8 protein-coding genes are annotated in these 15,041 nt (G+C 70.9%); 2 read left to right on the forward strand and 6 right to left on the reverse strand.

The genetic code is table 11. The annotated features are described in order from the left end of the window. Positions 1-27: 27 nt before the first annotated feature. The 6 genes from ACFOES_RS08970 to ACFOES_RS08995 all read right to left on the reverse strand — a co-directional run bounded on the left by ACFOES_RS08970 (position 28) and on the right by ACFOES_RS08995 (position 4,933). Positions 28-414, reverse strand: a complete 387-nt coding sequence (locus tag ACFOES_RS08970; protein WP_377832894.1) for a hypothetical protein — start codon at positions 412-414, stop codon at positions 28-30. Between the two features lie 100 nt (positions 415-514). Continuing rightward, positions 515-826: a DUF5132 domain-containing protein gene (locus ACFOES_RS08975; RefSeq protein WP_377832895.1), complete on the reverse strand. Its 312-nt coding sequence runs from the start codon at positions 824-826 to the stop codon at positions 515-517. A 137-nt stretch (positions 827-963) separates the two neighbouring features. Then, a complete protein-coding gene (gene corA, locus ACFOES_RS08980; RefSeq protein ID WP_377832896.1) occupies positions 964-1,881 on the reverse strand; it encodes a magnesium/cobalt transporter CorA in 918 nt (305 codons plus the stop codon). Between the two features lie 313 nt (positions 1,882-2,194). Beyond that, entirely contained in the window at positions 2,195-2,848 is a 654-nt protein-coding gene (locus ACFOES_RS08985) for a class I SAM-dependent methyltransferase (RefSeq protein ID WP_377832897.1), read from the reverse strand. Between the two features lie 3 nt (positions 2,849-2,851). Beyond that, complete coding sequence (locus ACFOES_RS08990) at positions 2,852-4,075, reverse strand: DUF3419 family protein (protein WP_377832898.1); 1,224 nt, start codon at positions 4,073-4,075, stop codon at positions 2,852-2,854. Between the two features lie 3 nt (positions 4,076-4,078). Next, the gene (locus ACFOES_RS08995; RefSeq protein WP_377832899.1) at positions 4,079-4,933 is read right to left on the reverse strand and encodes a UDP-2,3-diacylglucosamine diphosphatase; all 855 of its coding nucleotides are present in this window, start codon (positions 4,931-4,933) and stop codon (positions 4,079-4,081) included. Between the two features lie 478 nt (positions 4,934-5,411). Here ACFOES_RS08995 and ACFOES_RS09000 point away from each other — a divergent pair, with 478 nt between their 5' ends. Next, a complete protein-coding gene (locus ACFOES_RS09000; protein ID WP_377832900.1) occupies positions 5,412-6,446 on the forward strand; it encodes a universal stress protein in 1,035 nt (344 codons plus the stop codon). After that, positions 6,443-14,863 carry a GH36-type glycosyl hydrolase domain-containing protein gene (locus ACFOES_RS09005; RefSeq protein ID WP_377832901.1) on the forward strand — a complete coding sequence of 2,807 codons (8,421 nt, stop codon included), beginning with the start codon at positions 6,443-6,445 and terminating at the stop codon, positions 14,861-14,863. Before ACFOES_RS09000 ends, ACFOES_RS09005 begins: the two co-directional genes overlap by 4 nt. Positions 14,864-15,041: the final 178 nt, after the last annotated feature.

Here is a 15,041-nt window from a genome sequence, read left to right on the forward strand (position 1 = left end):
GCAGAAACGGCAGCCACGGCCCGGGACTCAGACCCCGCCCTGCCCCTTGTTGCGGTCGAGCAGGGACAGGGCGCTGGCCGCCAGCGTCGTCGCCGGCCCGGCGATCTGGCCGCGCGACAGCTGGACGATCGCCCCGCCCAGCAGCGCCAGCGCCAGCGCCGTGCGCAGGTCGAGCGACTCGCCGGTCCGCGCCTTGATCCCCATATCGGCCTGCAGCAGCCCGAGCTGCACCGCCTGTCGCGCCGGCACCGGCTTCGGCGCCGCGACGATCCGGGCGATGCCGCCCTGCTCGATCGCGTCGAGCACCGCCTCGACCGGGCCGTCGCTTTCGACAATCAGGCTGCCGGTGGCCGGCCGCGCCAGCGCCCGCAGTACGTTCGGCACCGCCGCCACCCGGTTTGCCAGCGCGACCATCGCCGCCCGCCCTGTCGCCGCGGGAAGCTTCAGCCTGGCCCGCCGCCGGGCGACATGCGCGCGTTCGAGACGGACGGGGGGCGCCGTCCGCTGGAAACCGTCATCCGGCATTGCGCTGCGGCATATCGGTGGCGTCGGCGGCCCGACCACCCGCCTCGGCCGCGGGCTCTTCTTCTGCCTCGGCCCGGGCGCGCTCGGCTTCCATGTCCTCGCGGATCTCGGTGACGATGTCCTCCATGTGCTCGTAGGCCTCGGCGCCCGCCTTGCGGAACTCCTCGAAGGCCACGGCGCCGGTGCGCAGCCCGGCCCGGACCAGCGGGCGCCCTGCCCGTCCGAGCGCCACCGCGACGCCCGGTATCAGCATGACGGCGCCGGTGGCGACGGCGGCGCCCAGAAAGAAGCTCTTGTTCATCCCTGCATCTCCTCGTCGATTGGACTCGCTCCCCGATGCGGCAAGGGTATGGGGGGCGCCTGCCGCGAACAATGTTCCTGTTGTCGCGAGGGTCCTGTCCAGACAGCGCAGGGCGAGACATGGGCTGCCCCCGTGTCTCAGAGCCAGCCGCGGCGCTTGAAGTAGAGATAGGGCAGGACCGCCGAGCCGATCATCAGCGCGATCGCGATGGGGTAGCCGAGATGCCATCCGAGTTCGGGCATGAACTTGAAGTTCATGCCGTAGATCGAGGCGACGAGCGTCGGCGGCAGGAACACCACGGCGGCGACCGAGAAGATCTTGATGATGGCGTTCTGTTCGATGTTGATCATGCCCAGGGTGGCATCGAGCAGGAAGGTGATCTTCTGCGACAGGAAACTGGCGTGGTCCTCGAGGGACCGGATGTCGCGCGACAATGTCTTGACCCGCTCCCGCATGTCCTTGCCGGCCTTCCTTTGCAGCGTCGTCTGGCCGAGGAAGCCCACCAGGCGCTCCAGCGTGACCAGACTGTCGCGAATGTTCGAGGTCAGGTCTCCCTTGCGCCCGATGTCTTCCAGCGTTTCCTGGAAGTCGTGGCTCTTCGTCGGCTTGTCGGCCCGATGGCGGAATACCGCGCGCGAAATGTGATCGATGTCGCGCCCCGCGCGCTCCAGGATGTCGGCGAGACGGTCGACAATGGCTTCCAGCAAGGCGACGAGGACGCTTTCCCCTGTCTCGCATCCCATCGGCACCTTCTCGGCGCGCAGGGGGAAGGTCTGGAAGGCGCGCGGCGCGTGATAGCGGACGGTGACGAGGCGCGGCCCGGCGAGGATGAAGCTCACCGGGCGCATCTCGGGGTCGTCGCCATCGGCATGCGAGGGCAGGATCGCGGTCATGAAGGCCGCCCCGTCCTGCTTGTAGAGCCGCGAGGAGATCTCGATCTCTTCCATCTCCTCCTTGGTCGGGATGTCGATCCCGAGCATCTCCGAAAGACGGCGCTCCTCTTCGCCGGAAGGTTCCACGAGATCGATCCAGACCAGCGATTCGGAAAGCGCCAAGACGCTGTCTTGAACATTCAGGCGCCCGGCTTCGTTGAAAAACCCCCGGATCATCGTTTTCCCCTTCCCTCGCTTGCCCGGCCTTCCCGGACCGGCCGCAGTTTCGTTCTAGCGGTTCCGATGCCCGAGGAAACCCGATGATAGGGCGGGCCGCGCCGGCTGTCGCGCGGCTTTCGAAAACCGGCCCCCGATCCCGGCGGCTCTTCTTCGCGCAGAGAGATGACGGTTTGGTGTCATCTCCTCCGGCGTCGATACGCTGCCGTCCCCGCCTTGCGCCCGCATTCGGGGCATTCGCTCCGCCGGGAGGGGACGATCAGGCCGGGGACGCCGGCCGGGAGAGGACGAGATAGCGGCAATAGTCGCGCAAGAGGCTTTCCGAAACGCTCCGGCAACCGATCTCGGCGGCGGCCCGGCCGGCCTCTTGCGGAAGGTCGTCCCTCGGCGTGACGTGGAAGCGCGCGAGCCAGGCGCGGAGGGCTGCGCCGAACCAGGCCGGCAGCCGGCTCTGGCCGCCGAAGTCGACGATGTGGAGTTCCCCGCCCGGAGCGAGGTGGGACAGCGCGTGCGACAAGGCATCCGTCCAGTCCGGGATCATCGACAGGCTGTAGGAAAAGACGATCCGGTCGTATCGGCGCCGACCAAAGAGCGCCGTTGCATCGAAGTCGCGGGCATCGGCCCGGGCGAGCGTGGCGCGCGTGCCGAGCTTTGCCCGGGCCGAGCGCAGCATCTCTTCCGAGATGTCGAGCCCGTACAGGGCACGGCCGGGATAGCGGGCGGCGATGCGGTCGAGATTGCGGCCGGTGCCGCAGGCGATCTCGAGCACATGGCCGCCCGGTGGCGGATCGAGATCCCGGATCAGCCGGTCGCGGCCCAGCAGGTAGTAGCGCCGCGTCACGTCGTAGATCAGCCTCTGGTAGCGATAGGTCGCATCCATCAAGGCGGCGTGGCGATGGGCCCGGTCCTCCATGGTTCAGCCGGTATGGCGGTAGAGGTGGAAGCCGCCGTAGATCGCCGAGCGATCCGCCGCGAAGCCCGCCGCGGAAGCCGCGTCGTCGCGGCTCCAGGCCGCCAGCAGCGCCGGCGAGACCCGGCCGGGCAGGATGTCGGCGGCACCGCCGGTGCGAAAGATCACCCGCGCGCCGGGGGCGGCGGTGCGGCAGTTCTCGCGCCACAGCGCGTTGAGCTGGTCATCCGTCATCCAGTCCTGCGCGTCGAGCAGGACATAGGCCCCGGTCTGGCCGGCGGGCATCTCGGCCAGCTGATCGGTGAGCGACCGGTTCAGCACCCGGACCCGCCCGGCATTGCGCTTCAGCGCCGGGAAGGCGGCCGCCTCCAGATAGGGCGGCAGGGCGCCGGGCCCCGCAGGCCGGTAGGACCGGCTCAGCGCCTGCCAGGCGAAGTAGTTCTCCCCCAGCGGGAAGTCGCAAAGCAGCTTCCGCGCCCGCTCTTGCAGGACGGTCAGGATGTCGCCGCCGCCGTCGGCTTCGAGCTTGTCGTATTGCGCGGGCGGAATGCCCAGACCGAACAGCGCCGCCCGGCTGCGCGCCAGGAAGCGGATCGCGCGTCGCCCGAAGAGCGGGGCGATGCGCTCGTCGAAGAACCGGCGCTGTTCCGCCTGCGTTCCGCAGGCGAGGAACTGGCGGAAGTCCACCCCGGCGATACGGGCGATCCCCCCGAGCGCGCCGAGGAAGCGGCCAAGCAGGCCGTAGCGGTAGAAACCGCGCCGGAACATGTCGATGCGGCGGCGGAGGACGGGGCGTGCGTCCCAGTAGCCGCGTGTCGCCGGATCGAGATGCGGCGCCAGGAGATCGTCATAGACCGCGATATTGCGCGCCAGATCGGCCCGGCCGAAGAAGTCGAAGAACTGCTGTGCGTCGAGCTGTTCGGCAGCCGCCAGCTTGAGCCGGCCGAGCGCGACATGGGCGGGCGAGAGGTCGACGGCGGTGATCGAGGCCGGACCCGCCGCAAGGTAGGACATCACGTTGCAGCCGCCCGAGGCGATGCAGACGAGATTGTCCTCGGGGCCGATCTGCAGCGCCGCCATGTCGACCACCGGGTCCTCCCAGATCTGGGGATAGACGAGGCCGTGGAAAAGCCGCGAGAAGAGGCGTTCCAGCAGGCCGGTCGCGCTCAGCGCGGCGTTCTGCTGGACGGCGGAACGGAGTTGGCCGCTGACGTTGGGAACATAGGTCATGGCTCAGGCGAGCTCCTTCTTCCTCTTGCGCCGCGCGCGCGGGGCCTCCGGCAAGGGTCGGCCTGCGCGGACCTCCTGCAACATGCGGCGCCGGCGCTTGGCGGCGGCCCAATCGACGAGAAGCAGCGTTCCGTCCGGCCGCTCGGCAACCGCGGTGCAGCTTTCGGTCCAGTCGCCGCAATTGACGTATTGAATGCCGTCGATGTCGCGAAGGTTGGCGCGATGGATGTGGCCGCAGACGACGCCGTCGAACCCGCCCCGGCGGGCCTCGGCCGACAGCACCTTCTCGTATTCGCCGATGAAGTTCACCGCCGTCTTGACCTGCGCCTTCGCCCAGTTCGCCAGCGACCAGTAGGAGCCGCCCCAAAGCCTGCGCAGACGGTTCACCCAGATGTTGAGCCACAGCGCGAAGTCGTAGGCCCGGTCGCCGAGATGGGCGAGCCACTTGGCGTGAACGACGATCGCGTCGAACTGGTCGCCATGGGTGACCAGAAGGCGCCGGCCGTCGGCGGTGATGTGCTCGGCGGTCTTCTGCACCTCGATGCCGCCGAAATGCGTGCCGAGATAGGAGCGCATGGCCTCGTCGTGATTGCCCGGGATGTAGATCACCGTCGCGCCGGCCTGGGACTTGGACAGCAGTTCCTGCACCACGTCATTGTGGGCCTGCGGCCAGAACCATCCCCGGCGCAATTGCCAGGCATCGACGATGTCTCCGACGAGGAAGATCGTCTCCGCGTCATGCTGGCGAAGGAAGTCCAACAGCATCTCCGCCTGGCTGCCGCGGCTGCCAAGATGGGTGTCGGATATAAATATGGTGCGATATTGCAATGGAAGCCCAATATGTTGATGCACGAGCACCCTACTTGCCCTGCGCAACGAGAATATGACGGTCGTCGTCGCAGGGTCCGGCGACCGAGGCCGCATTGGCCAGCTCGAGGCGCGCCTGTGACCAGATGGCCCTCGCGCAGGGGAGAACAGGCGCAGGCCCTGGACGCGACGGGCATGGCTCCGGACCGAGCGGAAATGCTTCAGCGTTTGCCCGGGCGGCTGCCGCTCTACCTTTGAGCGACACCCGCACCGCTGAGACGTCAGGCGCCTCCAAGAAGGCTGCGACGCGGTGGATGGCGCCTGGGCCGCCACAGGGGACTTGGCCGGCTCCGCCTCGGCCATGCCGAGCGCCGGGGATCGAAAGCGCGGGCGGATGCGGCACAGGCGACGATTGTTTCCATTTTGGAAATTGAGCCGCATCAATGCCGGAACAGGCGACGAATGGCATACAATTGCCCGTGCGATGTTGTGTCTTCTTACCGAAACGCTGCTTAGGGGGGAGCCATCGATGCCCGAAACGAGACCACATTCGACGCCTGAATCTTCATATGCGACGCCGCCTTCACGGGTCGCCCCTGCGCAATTCCGCCATGTCCTGGCCTGCCTCGACCACTCGCCTCAGGCCCCGGAAATCCTGTCGCAAGCCGCGGCCATTGCCGAAGTCATGGGCGCCGAGTTGACGGCGCTTCGGGTGATGGAGACCGACCTGCACGCCGCGCCACGCCCGGCCGACCCGGTCGACTGGGAACTCACCCGGCGAGAGGAGGAGGCGGAACTCGGCAAGCTTGCCGAAGACGTTGGCGTCGTGCCCGAGATGCAGCCGGAGGTCATGGGCGGAACCCCGGCAGACTGCATCTGCCACAAGGCCCGCGAGTCCGGAGCCGACCTGATCGCTCTGGGCGTCGGCGGCCGGGACCACTGGGGCGAGCTGAGCCTGGGCGGCACGGTGCGGAAAGTGGCCGAACATGTCGCCGGCTCGGTCCTGATCGTCCCGGACGCGTCGACGCATGACAAGCCGCCGCGCGCGCAGGGAGGCCGAATCCTGGTCGCGCTCGACACCTCGTCGCAAGCCGAGGCGGCCTTGCCGATCGCCGTGCGGATCGCACAAAGCCTGGATGCCGAACTGGTGCTCCTGCATGCAGTGCCGGACATCCGTCTCTCCGGTTTCGGCCCGCCCGAAGCCGGCGATGAGACCCTGCGCGACAGCCTGTGTCGCCGCAACGAGCGGGTGGCCAAGAGCTATCTCGAACGCATCCGCGCCCTCCTGCCCGCCGACCGGCTGCGCGCGCGCGTCCGCCTGCTGAGCGGGGAGGATCCACGCCGCGCGATCGCCCGCGCCGTGCGCGAAGAGGGGGCCGGGCTGGTCATCCTCAGCGCCCGCGGCCTGGGCGCGCATTCCGACCGACCGATCGGCAGCACGGCCGAATACCTCCTCGCCGGCGCCACCGTGCCGGTGCTTCTGGTCCGCCGCGACGATGCCGCAGCGAGACGCAACCGCCAGGCCGCGCCGCGACGACCGCACCTGGCAAGAGCGCCGAGGTGACCGAGGCGACGGAGAGGACGGCCCGGAAGGGCGACGCGCCCGGCCCGCAAGATCCGCTCGATTGCGCGGCCGAGAGCCTGAGCCATCATCACGAAACCTGCGCCGAACGGCCGCGCCCGGCCCCGGTCTGGTCCCGTCTCGATAGCATCGTGAAATGGCTGGATCAGGCCCGTCGCGGCTCCGCGCATCCGCCGCCGGAAGCGACCAAGGCGGCCGAATGGCTGCTCGACAACGAATACCATATCCGCCGCGCCGTCCGTCAGGTGCAGACGGACATGCCGGCCGAATTCTACCGCCGGCTCCCCGCCCTTGCCGCGCCCGAATGGCGCGGGCTGCCGCGCATCCTGCTGGCGGCGCACGGTTTTCTCGAGGCCACGCACATGCAGGTGAGCCTGGCGGGCACGGTGCGCTTCCTGAGCGCCTATCAACGCGACACCGCCCTGACCATTTCCGAGCTCTGGGCCTTCCCGGCGATGCTGCGGCTGGCCTGCCTCGAGACCATCGTGGTCGCGTTCTCGGAACTGCTCCGCGACCCCGCGCCGCCTTTCGGGCCGATACCCGGGGCCGCCTACCGCGAGGGTCACGACCCGACCGAGGCGGTCTCGCGCGCGATCATGGCACTGTCGGCGATCTCGCGCGTGTCCTGGAAGGAGGCCTTCGAGGCGACGAGCCGGGTCGAAGCGATCCTGCGCCGCGATCCCGCCGGGGTCTATGCCGGGATGGATTTCGAAACCCGCGACAGCTACCGCAAGGCGGTCGAGGACCTGGCCCAAGGATCGGACTGGTCGGAGCCGGACATCGCCGAGAAGGCGGTCGCGCTGGCGTCGGAACATGCCGGGGCGCCGCGCGCATCGCATGTCGGCTGGTGGCTCGTCGGCGGCGGCCGCGCCCACGCGGATCGGCTGACCGGCTTCCGCGCCCGTCCGGCCGAGGCGTGGCGGCGCGGGCTTCTGGCCCATGCCGGCGCAGCCTATGCCGGCGTCCTGATCGCCATTGGCGCGCTGGCGATGATCGTGCCCCTGGCGCTTCTTTCCACCAATCATGCGCCGCTTGTCAGCTGGGTCGTCACCACCCTGCTCTCGCTCATGCCGGCCTCGATCGTCGCCGTCACCGTGACCAACTGGCTGGTCACCCAGACGCTCCCGCCGCGGGTGCTGCCGAAGCTCGACTTTCGCGACGGCCTGCCCGAGCGGCATGAATCGGCCGTCGCCCTGCCGGTGATCATCGCCGCTCCCGACGAGGTTCAGCCGCTCCTTTCGCAGCTCGAACGGCATTGGCTGACCAATCCCGACCCGCGCCTGCGCTACGTGATCCTGAGCGATCTCGCAGATGCCGAGAGCGAAACCCTGGCCGGCGATACCGACATCGAGGCCGCGCTGGTCGAGGGCATCCGCCGCCTGAACCTGCGCCACGGCCCGCACGGCCCCTTCGCCCTGATGCACCGGTGCCGGCGCTGGAACCCGGCCGAAGGCGTCTGGATGGGCTGGGAGCGAAAGCGCGGCAAGCTCGAGGAATTCAACGCGTTTCTGCACGGCGGCGCGGCGGATGCGTTCCCGTTGACGGCAGGCGACACCGAGGCTCTGCGCGCGGCGCGCTTCGTGGTCACGCTCGACGCCGACACCATCGCCCCGCCCGGCACGGTCCACCGCCTGATCGGCGCCCTCGCCCACCCCCTCAACCGCGTCGGCTTCGATCCCTCGGGCGAGCGGGTGATCTCGGGCTACACCTTCATCCAGCCGCGGATCGAGATCTCGCCCGAGGCGGGCTCGGCCTCGCTGTTTGCCCGGCTCTATACCGGCGATACCGCGATCGACATCTACAGCCGGGCGGTGTCGGACGTCTATCAGGACCTGTTCGGCGAGGCGATCTTCACCGGCAAGGGGGCCTATGACGTGGCGGCCTTCAGCCAGAGCCTGCGCGGCCGGGTGCCTGAGAACGCGCTGCTGAGCCACGACCTGTTCGAAGGGCTGCATGGCCGCGCCGCCCTCGCCTCGGATATCGTGTTCTACGAAAGCTTCCCCGGCAGCTATCCCGAGTTCACCCGGCGCTGGCACCGATGGATCCGCGGCGACTGGCAACTGCTGCCGTGGATCGGGCGCACCGCACCGGGCCGCGGCGGGGTGCGGCTGAAAAACCCGCTGTCGGCGCTCGACCGCTGGAAGATCATCGACAACCTGCGCCGCAGCCTGATCCCGCCGGCCCTGGTGCTGCTGGCCCTGCTCGGCTGGCTGTTGGACCCGGCAGACGCGCTCTGGTGGTCGCTGCTGACCGTGGCCGCCCCCGGCGCCTACCTGTTGACCGACGTCATCGCCGGTTTCACCCGCGGCAGCAGGCGGGGCGCGGTGCGCGAGCGAACGCGCCAGTTCCTCGACCATGCCGGGCGCTGGGCGCTGGCCGTCGTCTTCATGGCCAACGAGGCGATCATCGCGCTCGACGCGGTCAGCCGCGCGCTCTGGCGGATGGTGGTCTCGCGCCGGCGGATGCTCGAATGGATGTCTTCCGCCCATGTCGCCGCGGCCGGGAGCGCCGATCGCCGCCGCGCCTGGGAAGAGATGGCCGGCGCGCCGATGCTGGCCCTGGCCATCGCCGCCACGCTGGCCTTCCTCGCCCCCGGCGCCCTGCCCGGGGCGGCGCCGCTGCTGCTGCTCTGGCTGATCTCGCCCGAGATCGCGCTGGTCATCGGACGCCCGCGCCGCGCGCCGGGCGAAACCCTGACCGAGGCCGACCGCCGCTTCCTGCGCCGCCTCGCCCGCCGCACCTGGCTGTTCTTCGAAACCTATGCTGGCCCCGAGGACAACTGGCTGCCGCCGGACAACTACCAGACCGCCCCCTACGAAGAGATCGCCCACCGCTCCTCGCCGACCAATGTCGGCATGTTGCTGCTGTCGTCGCTCACCGCCTTCGACCTCGGCCATGCCGGGCTGCGCGACCTCGCGGCGCGAACGGCCGACGTGCAGGCCGCGCTCGAACGGCTGGACCGCTACCGCGGCCACATCCTGAACTGGTTCGACACCCGCACCCTGCAGCCGCTGGAACCGCAATACATTTCCACCGTCGACAGCGGCAACCTTGCCGTGTCGCTGCTGACCGTCGCCGAAGGCTGCCGCGAGGCCGCCCGCGGCCCACCGCTCTCGGCCGCCCTGTGGGACGGCTTCGCCGACACGCTCGGCCTGCTGCGCGACGCGATCTCGGCCCTGCCGTCGCGCCCGGCCAAGCCGCTGCTCGACCGGCTCGACGCGCTGATGGAGGACGCCGAACGGTGCCGGGACCGGCCGCAGGACTGGGCCATGACCGCCCGCGCCCTGCGCGACGAGGGGCTGCCGGAGTTCTCGGCCGCCCTGCCCGCTGCGCTCGATGCCGTGCCGGCGACCGATCCGCACGAGATCCACCTCTGGCTCGAGCGCAGCCGCCACCACGTGGCCAGCCTCGCCCGCGATCTCGAGGCGCTGTGTCCCTGGGCGGCGCCGATCGCCGCGCCGCCGCCGGGGCAGGAAGCCCTCGCCGAACGCCTTGCCGCCGCCCTGCCCCCCGATCTGCGGCTCGACCGCGTCGAAGCGGCCGTGCAGGCGGCGGCGCTTCTTGCGGACAGTGCGGCCGACACGGCATGGCGCGACGCGCTTCGGGCGGCGTTCGATGCGGGGCTGGCCGCCCAGACCGCGCTGCGCGACAGCCTCGCCGCCACTGCCGAGGCCGCCCATGCCTTCGCCCTGGGGATGGATTTCGGCCTGCTCTACGACCACGAGACCCGGACGTTCTTCATCGGCTACAACCTGAGCCACGACCGGATGGACCAGCACCGCTACGACCTGCTGGCCTCCGAGGCGCGGCTGGCAAGCTATTTCGCCATCGCCAAGGGCGATGTCCCGCCCGAGCACTGGTTCCACCTCGGCCGGCCACTGGCACGTCCGGACCGGGACTTGATGGCGCTGTCGTGGAACGGCTCGATGTTCGAGTATCTCATGCCGCCGCTGCTGCTGCGCAGCGGCCCGGGCCGCCTTCTGAGCCAGAGCGAGGCGGCGGCGGTGGCCCTGCAAAAGGCCTATGGCGACCGGCTCGGCCTGCCCTGGGGCGTATCCGAAGCCGCCTTCGCCACCCGCGACGCCGCCCACCGCTACCAGTACCGGGCCTTCGGCGTGCCCGGCCTGGGGCTCAAGCGCGGGCTCGAGGACGACTACGTCGTCGCCCCCTACGCCAGCGCGCTGGCGCTTGCCGTGGCTCCGGCGACCGCTGTCGCCAACCTGCGGCGGCTGGACGCGATGGGTCTCCAGGGACGTTACGGCTTCTACGACGCCGTCGATTTCACCGCCGAGCGCAGCCCCGGCGCGGGTCGCTTCACGCCCGTCCAGACCTTCATGGCCCACCACCAGGGAATGCTGCTGTCCGCCATCGACAACGCGCTGTCGGATGACCTCCTCGTGCGGCGCTTCAACCGCGACCCGCGGATTGCCGCGATGGAGATGCTGCTGCAGGAACGGGTGCCCTGGGAATACGTGCCCGAACCGCTGCCCGAGACCGGCCCCGCCCCGCTGCCCGAGCTCGAACGCCGCGCCGTGCCCGAGCTGCACGGCTGGCCCGTTCCCGAGACCGAGACGCCACAGCTCCATGTCATCGGCAATGGCCGCCTGTCGGCCTGGATCAGCGATGCCGGGGACAGCACGCTGTGGTGGCACGGCCAGTCGCTGACGCGCTGGTCGGGCGATCTCGGCCGCCCCGCCCGCGCCGGGCTGTTCCTGCGCGATGCCGGGGACGGCACGGTGTGGGATTTCCGCCGCGGACCGGGCCGGGCAGTGGATGTGACCTTTCATCCCGACCGCGCCAGCTTCCACCTGCATCGGCACGGCATCGCCGCGACACAGGAAATCGGCGTGGCCGAGGCGGATGACGTCGAGATACGCCGCCTCACGCTGATCAACGACGGCGACAGCCCGCGCGAGATCGAGCTGTCCAACTACGGCGAGGTGGTGCTCGCCCCCGCCGCCGCCCACGAGCGCCACCCGGCCTTCAGCAAGCTGTTCGTGCACAGCGAACCGCTGGTCGCGCTCGACGCCCTGCTCTTCACGCGCCGCCCGCGCCGGCCCGCGGACCGGCCGCCGGTGATGCTGCAACGCGTGTTGAGCGGCTCCGACGCAGTGCAGTTCGCCGGCTTCGACAGCGACCGGCGCATCATCCTCGGCCGCCATGGCCGCGCCGACCGGCCGGGCTGGATCGAGCGCGCGCCGGAGGCAACGGCGGGCTGGACCCTCGACTCGGCCTCGGCATTGCGGGCGCGGCTGCGGCTCGCCCCCGGGGCGCAGGCACAGCTGGCGATCCTGACCATCGCCGCCGGCTCGCGCGAGAGCGCGATCGAGATCGCCAGCCGCTACACCAGCCCTGCCGCGCTCGACTGGGCCTTCGAGGATGCCAGCCGGACCACCGCGGTCGAGGCCGACAGGCTGGGCGCGTCGGGCACCGAGCTTCGCGCCGCACAGGCCCTCGCCGCCGATCTGGTGCGACCGCCGCGCAAGCGCGCCGAAGCGTTGGCCGACGGCCTGCCGGGCCAGCCCGACCTCTGGGGGCTGGGTCTTTCCGGCGATCTGCCGATCGTGCTGGTCCGGGTGGCCGACGCCGATCACGCGGCGCTGCTGCCGGCCGCGGTGCGGGCGCATCGCTGGTGGCGCCGGCACGGGCTGAAGGCCGATCTGGTGATCCTCGGCACCGGGGCGTCGAGCTATGAAGAGCCGATCGGTGCCCGCCTCAGGGACGCGCTGCGCGAGGCCGGGCAGACCGAGGGCCTGGGCGGCGACGGCGGCGTGCATCTGCACAGCGTCGACCGCATCGCCCTGCCGCAGCGGCGCGCGCTCGAGGGGCTGGCGCAGCTGGTGCTCGACGGTGCCGCCGAGACGCTGACGGCCGGCCTGCAGCCCCCCGAGGCGGCGCCCGCCAAGCCGCCGCTCTTCGCCCCCGGCGGGCGGCCGGAGCCCGGGGATCACCCCGCGCTTCCCCCGGTCGCGGCGCTGCAGTTCGACAATGGCTATGGCGGCTTCACGGCGGACGGCGAGAGCTACGTCATCGACCTCGAGGCCGGCGAGGCCCCTCCGGTGCCGTGGTGCAACGTGCTCGCCAATGACGCTTTCGGCACCATCGTCTCCGAGGCCGGCCTCGGCTTCACCTGGAGCCTCAACAGCGGCGAGCACCGCCTGACCCCGTGGTCGAACGACCCGGTCACCGATGCCCAGGGCGAGGCGCTCTACCTGCGCGACGAGGAGACGGCCGAAATCTGGACGCCGACGCCGCTGCCCGCGGGCGGCGCGGCCGCTTGCCGGGTGACCCACGGCGCCGGCAGCACCGAATGGGCGCGGATGAGCCACGGGCTCGACCAGCGCCTCACCGTCTTCGTGCCGCCCGACGCGCCGGTCAAGCTCGCCCGTCTGCGGCTGCGCAATGGAACCGGGCGGCCGCGCCGCATCACCGCGACCTACTTCGCCGAATGGCAACTCGGCGCGCTGCCGAGCGCGGCCCGGCCGCACGTGACCTGTGCCTACCACGCCGCCAGCCGGGCGCTGATCGCCTGCAACGGCTGGCAGCCGGAATTCGCATCGCGTGTCGCCTTCCTCACCGCCAGCCGCCCGGCGCATAGCCTGACCTGCGACCGCGCCGCCTTTCTCGGCCCGCAAGACGATCCCGCGCGCCCCGAAGGCCTGCGCCGCTGGTCGCTCGACAGCCAATGCGAGGCGATCCGCGATCCCTGCGCGGCGTATCAGGTTCATGTCGACCTCGCGCCGGGCGCCGACGAAGAGGTCGTCTTCGTGCTCGGCGACGGGGCGGACATGGAAGCGGCAGCGGCGCTCGCCACCGAATGGGCCGATACCGGGCGCGCGGCCGCCGCGCAGGAGGCGACGCGCGCCGCCTGGAACCGGCGGCTGGGCGCGGTCGCGGTCGAGACGCCCGATCCCGCCTTCGACCTGATGGTGAACCGCTGGCTGCCCTACCAGGCGCTCGCCTCGCGGATCATGGCGCGGGCCGGGTTCAGCCAGGCCGGCGGCGGCATCGGCTTCCGCGACCAGCTGCAGGACATGATGGCCTTTCTGATCTCCGACCCGGCCCGCGTCCGCGCCCACATCCTCGACTGCGCCGCGCATCAGTTCGAGGAAGGCGACGTCCTGCACTGGTGGCACCCGCCCGGGGACCGCGGCGTGCGGACGCGCTGCTCGGACGACATGCTGTGGCTGGTCTATGCCACCCATAGCTACGTGCGCGCCACCGGCGATGCCGGCATCCTCGACGAGGCGGTTCCGTTCCTTTCGGCGCCACCGCTGGGCGCCGAGGAGGACGACCGCTACGCCGCCTTCGACCGCGCCGCCCGGTCCGAGACCCTGTTCGAGCATTGCCGCCGCGCCCTGACCCGCGGCGTCACGGCCGGGGCGCACGGCCTGCCGCTGATCGGCGCCGGCGACTGGAACGACGGCATGGACCGGGTCGGCCATCACGGCCGGGGCGAAAGCGTGTGGCTGGCCTGGTTCGCGGCTCATTGCGCCGAGGGCTTCGCCGATCTCGCCGCGGGCGCCGGGCGGGAAGAGCTGGTCGAACACTGGCGACACCGGGCGCAGGACCTGAAACAGGCGGCGGATCGCTCGGCCTGGGACGGTGCCTGGTATGTCCGCGCCTTCGACGACGACGGCCAGCCCTGGGGCTCGAAGGACTGCGACGAATGCCGGATCGACAGCATCGCCCAATCCTGGTCGGTGCTGGCGGGCGGCCCCGACCAGGACCGCGCCGAACAGGCGCTGCGCTCGGCATCGCACTGGCTGATCGACCCGGAGCTGAGGCTCGTCCGCCTGCTGACACCGCCCTTCGACCGCACCCCGCGCGATCCGGGCTACATCCGCGCCTACCCGCCCGGCGTGCGCGAAAACGGCGGACAATATACCCATGCCGCCACCTGGCTCGGCATGGCCTTCGCCGAGCGCGGCGCAGGCGACGAGGCCTATCGCGTCTTCGACCTGATCAATCCCATCCGCCGCAGCGCCTCTGTCGAGGAGGCCGCGCGCTACCGCGCCGAACCCTACGTCATCCCCGCCGATGTCGGCGGCGCCGCGCCTTTCGAGGGCCGCGCCGGCTGGACCTGGTACACCGGCGCCGCGGCCTGGTCGTGGCGGCTGGGGATCGAAGCGGTGCTCGGGCTGCAGCTCGTCGACGGCGCCCTGCAGATCGCCCCCTGCATGCCGAAGGGCTGGGGCGGCTACCGCGCCCGCATCCGGGGCCCCGCCGGCGACATCGCCCTGCGGGTCGAGGCCCCCGAAGGCGTGGGCAGCGGTCCGGTAGAACTCACCGTCAACGGGCAACGCAGTCCCGGCGCGACGGTCACCTTCCCGACCGATGGAAGCACGGCCGAGATCACGGTGCAGTTGCGCGCGGCACGGGATCAGGGCGCGCTCTGAAACGGCAGCAGGGGCGGCAGCGGGTTGGTTTCGGGCGCTTGCCGCCAGTCCGGCAGGCGCTTGAGCGCGCCTGCCCCGAAACACCCCGCGGCAGCTCTGCACCGGCCAGCCGGACCGGAAAAGCGCGATCGTTGCTATGCCCGCCGCCAGCAGCACCAGTTGCAGCAGCGCCGCGCCC

This window comes from Acidimangrovimonas pyrenivorans (genome assembly GCF_042643245.1).
Lineage (GTDB): Bacteria > Pseudomonadota > Alphaproteobacteria > Rhodobacterales > Rhodobacteraceae > Acidimangrovimonas > Acidimangrovimonas pyrenivorans.

Coding starts and splice junctions, on each gene's coding strand:
- ACFOES_RS08975 (WP_377832895.1), bottom strand. CDS start 826: ATGAACAAGAGCTTCTTTCTGGGCGCCGCCGTCGCCACCGGCGCCGTC.
- ACFOES_RS09000 (WP_377832900.1), top strand. CDS start 5,412: ATGCCCGAAACGAGACCACATTCGACGCCTGAATCTTCATATGCGACG.
- ACFOES_RS08990 (WP_377832898.1), bottom strand. CDS start 4,075: ATGACCTATGTTCCCAACGTCAGCGGCCAACTCCGTTCCGCCGTCCAG.
- ACFOES_RS08970 (WP_377832894.1), bottom strand. CDS start 414: ATGGTCGCGCTGGCAAACCGGGTGGCGGCGGTGCCGAACGTACTGCGG.
- ACFOES_RS08985 (WP_377832897.1), bottom strand. CDS start 2,848: ATGGAGGACCGGGCCCATCGCCACGCCGCCTTGATGGATGCGACCTAT.